At 59.1% G+C, this 8,870-nt stretch carries 10 protein-coding genes and 1 pseudogene; 7 read left to right on the forward strand and 4 right to left on the reverse strand.

What is annotated here, in order from left to right; genetic code table 11:
- Positions 1 to 591: molybdopterin-dependent oxidoreductase (locus NWI01_RS18055; RefSeq protein ID WP_141385332.1), on the reverse strand; the 591-nt coding region annotated here is incomplete at its 3' end.
- Positions 591 to 1,571 (reverse strand): c-type cytochrome, encoded by a 981-nt coding sequence (locus NWI01_RS18060; RefSeq protein WP_141385333.1) that lies wholly within the window; start codon positions 1,569 to 1,571, stop codon positions 591 to 593. The genes NWI01_RS18060 and NWI01_RS18055, both read right to left, overlap by 1 nt.
- 696 nt (positions 1,572 to 2,267) lie before the next feature.
- Between NWI01_RS18060 and NWI01_RS18065 the strand changes: the two genes are divergently transcribed.
- The 7 genes and pseudogenes from NWI01_RS18065 to NWI01_RS18080 all read left to right on the forward strand — a co-directional run bounded on the left by NWI01_RS18065 (position 2,268) and on the right by NWI01_RS18080 (position 7,672).
- Positions 2,268 to 3,014: a hypothetical protein gene (locus NWI01_RS18065; protein ID WP_141385334.1), complete on the forward strand. Its 747-nt coding sequence runs from the start codon at positions 2,268 to 2,270 to the stop codon at positions 3,012 to 3,014.
- Between the two features lie 126 nt (positions 3,015 to 3,140).
- Positions 3,141 to 3,437 (forward strand): hypothetical protein, encoded by a 297-nt coding sequence (locus NWI01_RS19955; RefSeq protein WP_244613883.1) that lies wholly within the window; start codon positions 3,141 to 3,143, stop codon positions 3,435 to 3,437.
- A gap of 54 nt (positions 3,438 to 3,491) precedes the next feature.
- Positions 3,492 to 3,617 (forward strand): annotated as a pseudogene (locus tag NWI01_RS19960) (hypothetical protein); the annotation flags it as partial.
- 348 nt (positions 3,618 to 3,965) lie between these two features.
- Positions 3,966 to 4,262 carry a hypothetical protein gene (locus tag NWI01_RS19965; RefSeq protein WP_244613884.1) on the forward strand — a complete coding sequence of 99 codons (297 nt, stop codon included), beginning with the start codon at positions 3,966 to 3,968 and terminating at the stop codon, positions 4,260 to 4,262.
- Positions 4,259 to 4,651, forward strand: coding sequence for a hypothetical protein (locus NWI01_RS19970; protein ID WP_244613885.1), 393 nt, complete (start codon positions 4,259 to 4,261; stop codon positions 4,649 to 4,651). The genes NWI01_RS19965 and NWI01_RS19970 overlap by 4 nt, the downstream gene beginning before the upstream one ends.
- 316 nt (positions 4,652 to 4,967) lie before the next feature.
- Positions 4,968 to 6,941, forward strand: a complete 1,974-nt coding sequence (locus tag NWI01_RS18075) for a cbb3-type cytochrome c oxidase subunit I (RefSeq protein ID WP_141385335.1) — start codon at positions 4,968 to 4,970, stop codon at positions 6,939 to 6,941.
- Entirely contained in the window at positions 6,938 to 7,672 is a 735-nt protein-coding gene (locus NWI01_RS18080; RefSeq protein ID WP_141385336.1) for a cytochrome c oxidase subunit 3, read from the forward strand. Before NWI01_RS18075 ends, NWI01_RS18080 begins: the two co-directional genes overlap by 4 nt.
- 46 nt (positions 7,673 to 7,718) lie before the next feature.
- Here NWI01_RS18080 and NWI01_RS18085 read toward each other — a convergent pair whose 3' ends face one another.
- Positions 7,719 to 8,471 (reverse strand): SURF1 family protein, encoded by a 753-nt coding sequence (locus tag NWI01_RS18085; RefSeq protein WP_141385337.1) that lies wholly within the window; start codon positions 8,469 to 8,471, stop codon positions 7,719 to 7,721.
- The gene (locus NWI01_RS18090) at positions 8,468 to 8,860 is read right to left on the reverse strand and encodes a DUF983 domain-containing protein (protein ID WP_141385338.1); all 393 of its coding nucleotides are present in this window, start codon (positions 8,858 to 8,860) and stop codon (positions 8,468 to 8,470) included. Before NWI01_RS18090 ends, NWI01_RS18085 begins: the two co-directional genes overlap by 4 nt.
- Between the last annotated feature and the right edge of the window lie 10 nt (positions 8,861 to 8,870).

Consider the following 8,870-nt stretch of genomic DNA (forward strand, 5'->3'; position numbering starts at 1 on the left):
GTTCACGCCGCCGAAGAGCTGCAGGAAGCGAGAACCCGCAGCGTAAGACAGCATCGACATGGCCGGAATGGGAGAGAAGCCCATCACCCGGTCCGGCCCGTATTTGCGGGCCGTATACAGGGCTGCCGCAGCAATCAACTCAACCAACTCTTCCCACTTGGCGCGACGGAAGCCGCCTTTACCACGTGCCTTCTGAATACGAGAGCGCTTCTGCTCGTCTCCGACCAGCGACGCCCAGGCCTGCACCGGATCCGGGTGCGAAGCCTTTGCTTCCTTCCAAAGATCATAAAGCGGACCACGAACGTACGGATACTTTACCCGGATCGGGCTGTAGACGTACCACGAGGCGGAGATACCACGCTGACAGCCACGCGGCTCATAGGGCGGCAGGCTGCGCTCAAGCAGCGGATAGTCTGTCTGCTGCATCTCCCAGGTGATGATGCCGTCCTTGACGTAGATCGCCCAGGAACAACCACCTGTACAGTTCACGCCGTGCGTACTGCGGAAGACGTTATCGTGGGACCAGCGATTGCGGTAGAACTCTTCCCACTTGCGCTCCCGGGGATTAACGAGGTCAAGTATCCAGCTCATCAGTGTCTCCTCGGTGCGTTCGTCCGGCCGCGAGGCCTATTGCTATTGCCGTCTGTACCTTTAAACCTTCCGATCCAGCCGTCGGAATACATACCTGTAAACCAACCGCCATTATATGGACCGGTGCTTCGTCCGGTAGTAGGCGCAGCCATCATCGGTCGCCGCACACCGAACTTCAATCGGTTCCGCCACCTGAATCCTGCGATCAGCAAAAGAACCACAGCACCCAACCCGGTCAGGCCCGCAAGCTGCCATATCGCGGAGGCTGAACGGACAGCCAACCCTTCCTGAGACAGGAAAGCAGCAACGTCTGCACGCTCTTGTGGGGTCGGCGGCTGCTTCGTCCAAACCGCCTTCATCGTCGGAGTAGGCAGACCAGCCAACCAAGCGCTCAACCCGCTCGCGCCACCAAGTCGCTTTGCCGCCTCAGTCAAATCAGGACCGAGCGCACCACCGCCGAACGCGCCGAGACCACCGCTACTATGACAGGCCATGCAGGGCGGGCCGCCATTGGCGAACTTCTCATTACCCGTGAACAGGTTCTTGCCGCTCTCAGCATCACCCTTGAGGGCCGGCGCTGCAGCAGCTGAAGATGCGCCCGCACCCCCACCCTCGAGAAATGCGATAATATTATCGACTTCCGCAGAGGAGAGCCCCAGGTTAGGCATTTCCATGCCGTTATACTTGGCGAGGAGCTCGACCGCGACCGGATCCTTCTTCGCAATCAATGCGTCGGGCTTCATGATCCACTCATGCAGCCACTCGCGAGGACGCTCTTTCGTGACGTTTTTCAGGTCGGGACCGACAAGATCCCCCCCGCCTATGCTGTGACATGCACTGCATGTCTTATCATCGAATAATTTCTTACCTGCCGCTGCATCGGCTGCGTTAGCCACTGTCGGCAACGCTGCCCATATGGCTGTCGTAGCTAGCGCAACAACGGGCATAAATCGCCACGACGCTAGGGGCTTTTTGCTCATGATCCCTCGTCCTCAGATCCATATGATCGGGCGGGCGTTAACTTTATGTTAGACAACAGACGTTTCCCGCTCGTGACCCGTCGTTCTCAGACCCACATGATCGGCGACGGTAGGCTTATGCTAGACTAGAATCGTTAGAAAACGCAAGGGCGTTGATCCTCCAAATGAGCATTTTTTTCGTCATACAGAAGCAGCATCAGAGAACAACGGCCGACTTAGCGATTGTTTCCGATCGAATTGCACAATTCAGTCAGGCACACTCTCAGATTACCCTTCCTTGTTCAGCTGGTCAGTCCTTTATAACAAGGGGCCTGTCATAAGTAATGTAATGTACAAACCGCTGAAATAACGCGGCAGGCCCGGCATGCGAGACTGAATGACCAGCGAGCGGGCCGAACAACCATCGGCGGTTTATAATGCTGTTTCTTGATCGCCCGAGCGATGGCAGGCGACACCGGTTCATTTTGATGTAGCGTTGCAACGCCGGACGGTATCTGGTTCGATTCCTGGAAAGCTTCCGACGCCATATCATCGTCTTGCCGGGTCCAGACGAGGACCGCTAGCGATGCGCTCCTGGTTCGGCGTCGCGGTGGCCGTCGGCGAGCAATCCAGTTTTAGTCCGAATTCCATTGAAGCCCGGCGCGAAATCCCCGATCATGTGCCGGAAATTCCCTCCCCACGGCCTAGGAGACTAACATGGCTAAGTCGCGCTTGCCTGCGTTCCTGCTGGACCATCCGGGTCTGGGCAGTCTTGGCAACGTGGAAGTGCCGCGGCTGAAGCTGCTTCAGGCTTCGTCCCCCGAACTTGCTCAGTTCGAGAACGCCAGGGAAGGCGAATTTTGGCACAGCCTGCTGGGTCGGAGCATCGGATCGTCCATTCGTATCTGTCCGGTTTTCATCAACTGGTGCTTCATCTTGTGGCGTCCGCGGGAGGCCGGCGGCGGAATTCTGGCTCGTGCAGATGATAGCAAGCATTGGATTCCGGCCGATACCGAGTTTACGGTCAAGCTGAAGAGCGGCGACGAAGTCACTTGGAGGACGGGCCGGACGGTGACGGCATCAGGACTGAGTAAACGAGGCAGCTATAATCCGAACGACCCCAATTCCCCGCCTGCCGCCACGCGCTTGTATTCGGTCGTATGCTCATTTCCGGATCATCAGAACTGGCCGCCAGCGGTGATCACGTTGCAGCGGAGGTCGGAGAAGGCCGCATCCAAGCTGATCGATCAATTGAAGGTTCTGCGCGCGCCGTCCTTCGGTGTGATTTTAGAGTTGTCCTCGTTCAAGGACGAGTCGCCGTCCGGTGAGTTCAATAACTACGCCTTTGAACTGTACGGGCCGGTCGAGGACAAGCCGTTCTACGAAGAGAATTCCAGACAGTACCGTTTTTTCATCGAGCATGGCCTCAAGGTGAAAGACCTGGAGAGCGCGCAAGAGGATTGATCGGCCTGACGAGACCCCGTCGAGGGCGATAACGCGCCCGTCCAACCGACACGGCCAGATCAATCCCACGCTCTTTGCAGCTTCCCGGGTGGGGCCACCCAGGACATGGGTTCCAGAAGGAACACAATGCGTTTGGACGAAGCCAGCGGGCGTTCGGCTGCCGGCCAATCGTGGGACAGGGTTTTCGTCCCCGGCGCATGGCTTCTTGCGAACTTCTCCGATTTGGACAGGTCACGATGGCCCATTTTATGGGTCATCGGTCTCTTCTGTGTTCAGGCTGTACCGGCCACGATCATCCGCGCCTCCAATCTCGAGGAGGGCAGGATCATCGCCATGGCGAGAGGCGCGGTCGAGGATGGCCATTGGCTGACCCCCTTCATCTATGGCGAGAGATTTGCGGAGCGGCCGGTTTTATTGTCCTAGCTCGCTGCCTTCTTCGGTGAAGCAACAGGGAGCGTCACGCTATGGTCACTGCGCATCCCCCACCTTTGCTTCTTCCTTGCGGGAGCGCTGCTGATCTACAGCCTGTTCAGATCCGTGACCGGCAAAAGCGCTGCGATTTCCGGCGCGCTTTGCTGGATCAGCATGCCCGTCGTCGCGCCGAAATTCATCAATGCCGAACCTGATATCGTCCTTCCGGTCCTGCTGTTCAGCGCGTTCTGCGTGTGGCGGCATGGAACGCGTGACAAAGGCATAACAACCCGGACGATGGCTCTGTATCAGCGTTTTGATCGCCCTCGCCGGCCTGACCAAGGACCGCAGGAGGTCGCTTACTTCACTCTCGGTGTTGGCGCTTACATCCTCTTGAGACAGCGTGATCAGATTCCGGGATTCATCGCGGCGCACATAGCCGCTGGTTTCGTCATCGGCGGCTGGTATGGCCTCGTTTATCAGCCGGGCGACGCCGATACTTGGAAGGCTCATTCCCGTCTGACGCAGACGACCGACGGCATGGCGACGGTTTTCGGGCATCTGGATTTCGCCAAGAGCCTGGCTGTCGAATTTCTGCCGGGCTCCATCCTGATAGGTCCTGCAATCATGATCGCCGTTGTCAGATGGCGAGATCGCCGACGCGATATGCGAGATGACCTGCTGCTTGCCGCGGTCCTTTACTCTGTCGCCTGCACCCTCGTTCTGCTGTTCTGGCCGGGCAAAGTGGCGGCGCGTTATGCCATGCCGGGAACCATGACCTTAGCAGTGATTTGTGGGCTGATGTTTGAGAACTGGCGTCACAGCCCCCCCGGGTGATCGCGCCTGCGCTGGTCGTGTCCTGTATGATCTTTGGCGGCCTGCTCGTCAGAGGCTGGATAGTGATGCCCGTCGCTCCGCACCTGTTCCGGGAAAGCCGACTGGCAGGCCAGGCCATTGATGCTGTCCTCAAGAGAGATCCGAGGCCGCTCTACGTCGCAGGCGGAGATTCGACCGATCTCAACATGCTGGTTTACGTGCAGGGACCGATAAGCGCGATCGCGTTAAATGAGCTGGCCGAACTGAACGCCCCCGCCATCGCGGTTCTGCGTCCCGAGCATCAGCGTGCCGTGCTTCAGACGAGGCCCGAACTGCGGTTGATCGAAAAAGATAGCGTTATCTCAGGCAGGACTCATTACAACATCATCAAGATTATCCCTCCGGGGTGAACCGGGCAGATTTCACGAGCGATGCCAGCCCCGGACCGAGCGATTATGGTCCGCGCCCGAAACGTAGTTCTCATTCACCCGTTCGATGCGCGGCTCAGCGGTATTCGCTGTCGGACAGGTCAAGGACAGCGGCGGCCTCATGGCAATTCATGAGTTTTTTCAACATCATGAATTGCCATTTGTTCATGCTGCGGCGCCGTCCGCGATTTCAATTGACCTCGCAACCCTACCCGGTACTCTCGCAAGACTGGCGTATGCGCCGTCTGATTTGTCACCGATCGCGCTGCCGCCCCTCCCCGTTCGAAGACCAATTGATATGCTCGGTAAGCTGACGATTGACGCCCTGCCCTTTTACAGCGGCATCGCCATGGCAGGAGCGCTGACCGTGGTATGCGGCGGGCTGGGCATAGCCGTGCTCATCACATGGCTCGGCCGATGGCGCTATTTGTGGTCCGAATGGCTGACGAGCCTCGACCACAAGAAGATCGGCATCATGTACGTGATCCTGGCGCTGATCATGTTGGTGCGCGGCGTCATCGACGCCTTGATGATACGCACCCAGCAGGCCTTCGGATTCGAACCGCACGGCTATCTGCCACCGGACCATTTCGATCAGATTTTCACGTCCCATGCCACCATCATGATGTTCTTCGTGGCGATGCCGTTCGTGCTTGGTCTGGTCAGCATCATCATTCCGCAGCAGATCGGTGCGCGCCAGGTCGCATTTCCGTTCATGAACGCGGCGGGCCTGTGGCTGACAGTGTCAGGCGCGGCACTGGTGATGATCTCGCTCGTCGTCGGCCGCTTCTCGGCCGCCTACTGGACCGCCTACCCACCTCAATCGGGAATTCAGTTGAGCCCGGACGTCGGCGTGGATTACTGGATCTGGGCAGTCCTGCTCAGCAGCATCGGCACCATACTGGCGGGAATCAGTTTTCTCGTCACGATCGTCAAGCGGCGCGCGCCCGGCATGCAATTGATGGCGATGCCGCTGTTTACCTGGACAGCGCTTTGCACCAGCATCCTGATCATCACTGCCTATCCGGCCTTGATCGTTGCCGCGACCCTGCTTGGTCTCGACCGTCATCTCGGCATGCAGTTTTTTGCGGGCAGTAACGGTGTTGCGAACTATGTCAGCCTGTTCTGGATCTGGGGGCATCCGCACGTCTACATCCTGATTTTGCCGGCTTGCGGCATCTATTCGGAGGTCGTGGCGACATTCTCGGGACGGCGATTGTTCGGCTATGCGGCTCTCATCTACTCCATGATCGCGATCACCGCGCTGGCGTTGGTCGTCTGGCTGCACCATTTTCTGACCATCGGCTCGGCTGCAGACGTGAGCGCCTTCTTTGGCCGTGCAGCTCCGCTCATCGCCGTGCCGACCATCGTGACAATCGTCTGCTGGTCGCTCACGATCTACCGTAGCAAGGTGCGATTCTCGGTCCCGATGCTGTTTACGCTCGGGTATATCGTCACGTTCCTCATAGGCGGCATTACAGGCTTCTTGTTCGCGGTGGTGCCGGCTGGCATCCACGACACCACTTTCCGGGTGGCGCATTTCCACAACTTGCTGATCCCCGGCGCGCTGTTCGGCTATTTCGCCGGCTATCAGTATTGGTTTCCGAAGGCATTCGGCTTTCGGCTGGAGGAAAAATGGGGTCGACGTGCCTTCTGGTGCTGGCTCGTCGGTTTCGGTCTGGCCTTCATGCCGCTGTATATCCTGGGCCTCATGGGCATGCCGCAGCGTCTCAATCGCAGTGTTGTCGCCGAGTGGCAGCCCTATCTCATCGCCGCCCAGGCCGGCGTCCTCTTGATCGTATGCGGCGTCGCTTTTCTGGCCATCCAGATCGCCGTCAGCATCCGCGACCGCAAAGCGCTTGCGGCCTCAAGCAACGATCCATGGAACGGCCGGACGCTCGAATGGGCGACCGCCTCCCCGCCGGCGGCCTATAACTTCGCCGCCCTGCCGCCCGTGCAGGGCATCGATCCGTGGTGGACCATGAAGCAGGCGGGAACAGCGGATCACGGACCCGGACGATTCCATGACATCATCATGCCCGGCAAGAGCAGCGCCGGCATCATGCTGGGTGCGACGTCCTTCGTCTTCGCCTTTGCAATGATCTGGCACATCTGGTGGCTGGCCGCTATCGGCGGTCTAGGCATGTTTGCCGCGGTGCTCTCGCAGACATTTCATGATCATGCCGGCCAGCGCCTCCCCGCGAGCGACGTCGAAGCGATCGAAAGCCGCCGCGTCATCTCGCCGGCGCTCGGACGTGGAGCGCCGACGTGACAAATGCCCTCATCACCGCCAATCATGGCGATGAAACCGATGCTGAAACGGCTCAGCGCGCAATTGAGGAGAAGACCTACGGTTTCCGGCTCTGCCTGATAAGCGACGCGATCATCTTCGCGCTGCTATTCGCCATTTTCATCGCGATGGCGCGAGATGCCGCAGACGAATCGACCGAACGCACCCTGTCCCAGCTCCCCCGCATCGTCCCCGAAACCATGTTGCTGCTGGCGAGCAGCGTGACCTTCGGCTTCGCCAGCGTCGCGACGGCAGCCAGGCAACGTTGGCGCGCGATCATCTGGCTGGGGCTGACCTTCATGCTCGGACTTGGCTTTGTCGCCACGGAAGTTTCGGAACTCTATGGCATGGCCACCGCCGATGCCGGCCCGTGGCAAAGTGGCTTTCTTTCCGCTTTTTTCACGCTGATCGGCACCCACGGGGCTCATGTCAGCCTCGGCCTGGTGTGGATCGCCTTGATGGTCGGCGAACTCGCATGGCGCGGGCCGACCCTAGATCACGTTCATGGTTTTGGATCGAATCGATCCAAAACCATGAACGTGATCGATTCTAATATTTTGGAACGGGATGCGGGCGGAAAACCGCACCACACTTTTTCTCATCCCGCTCCAGGCGCGGTGTCGCGGCTGCACCGGCTAAGCCTGTTCTGGCATTTCCTCGTGATCGTCTGGATAAGCATGTTCGCGTTGGTTTACCTGCTAGGACTTCTGTAGCTCGCGACGGCGCCGCAATCTCCGAAGAATCTGCCTCGCGCGCACGCTATGTTGCGCGGCGTTGGCTGCGCCACCAAAAACCGAACGTAAAAAGCACGGCTGCGGCAAGACCGAACCAGGTGATGGCGTACTGGATGTGATCATCCTTCAAATGCACATCGAGAGGTCCGGGTTTCGGAACGCCGCTCGCAGGCACTGGCTTCTCAAGGTCGATATAAAAAGGTGCAACGTTTCCCCAGCCAAGGGCCTGTGCCATCGCGCCTATGTCGCGCGAGAACCACAGCCGCTTGTCGTGACTGGAGGACGGCGTCAGCGCGCCAGCTTTTTCCGGGAAACGAAGATAGCCGGTCATTGCGAGGGGCTGGCCAGTCACCAATGGTTTCACGGCGCGATCCTGCTGGCCACGATCCTGCATGGTGTTCTGCACGAAGCCCGTATTGACCACGATCGTGCTACCGTTGCTCAATCGAGCGGGTAGGAATGCCCATGTGCCCAGCCCGACGTCCGAGCGTACGCCTGAGCCAGAGCTGTAAACCATCGCGTCGGGCTCCTGGTAGATCGCCGAAAAACTCACCCGGCGAAATTCGTCCCTAGCCGGCGAGAATGTCGCCCAGTCCGCCGGTTCAGGCAAAGTGACAGGGTCAGCGGCCAATCGCTCGGTCAGTCCTGCAATCAGCGCATGCTTTTCGGTGCCGCGCTGCAGCTGCCAGACGCCGAGACCAACGAGCACAGCAACCATAGCCATCATAACGAGGCCGAGACCGAAACCGGCGCTGCGGCGGCGGGTGGCGGTGCTCATGCGTGACGACGTGGGACCACACGCCCTTCGGCGGCCTTGTGATGGAACTGGAGGCTGATCAAAAGCGATTTCATCGCGCGTAACGGCCACAGGGTAACTGCAAGAACAAGAGGTATCCAAAGCACCGCGTGGATCCAGAGTGCCGGCTGATATTTGACTTCCACGACGAGGGCGGCCGCGACGACGATGAATCCTGCAATCAGGATGATGAACACGGCGGGTCCGTCGCCGGCATCGATGAAGGAGTAATCCTGCTCGCAGCGATCGCAGGCGGGCCGCAACGTCAGGAATCCGGAGAAGAGCTTCCCCTTGCCGCAACGTGGGCATTTGCAGGCGATTCCGCGCAGGATGGTCTGGGATAATGTCGGCCGAACGAGAAAATTAGACATCGTATGCTCC

It is taken from the genome of Nitrobacter winogradskyi (genome assembly GCF_006539545.1).
Classification (GTDB): Bacteria; Pseudomonadota; Alphaproteobacteria; order Rhizobiales; family Xanthobacteraceae; genus Nitrobacter; species Nitrobacter winogradskyi_A.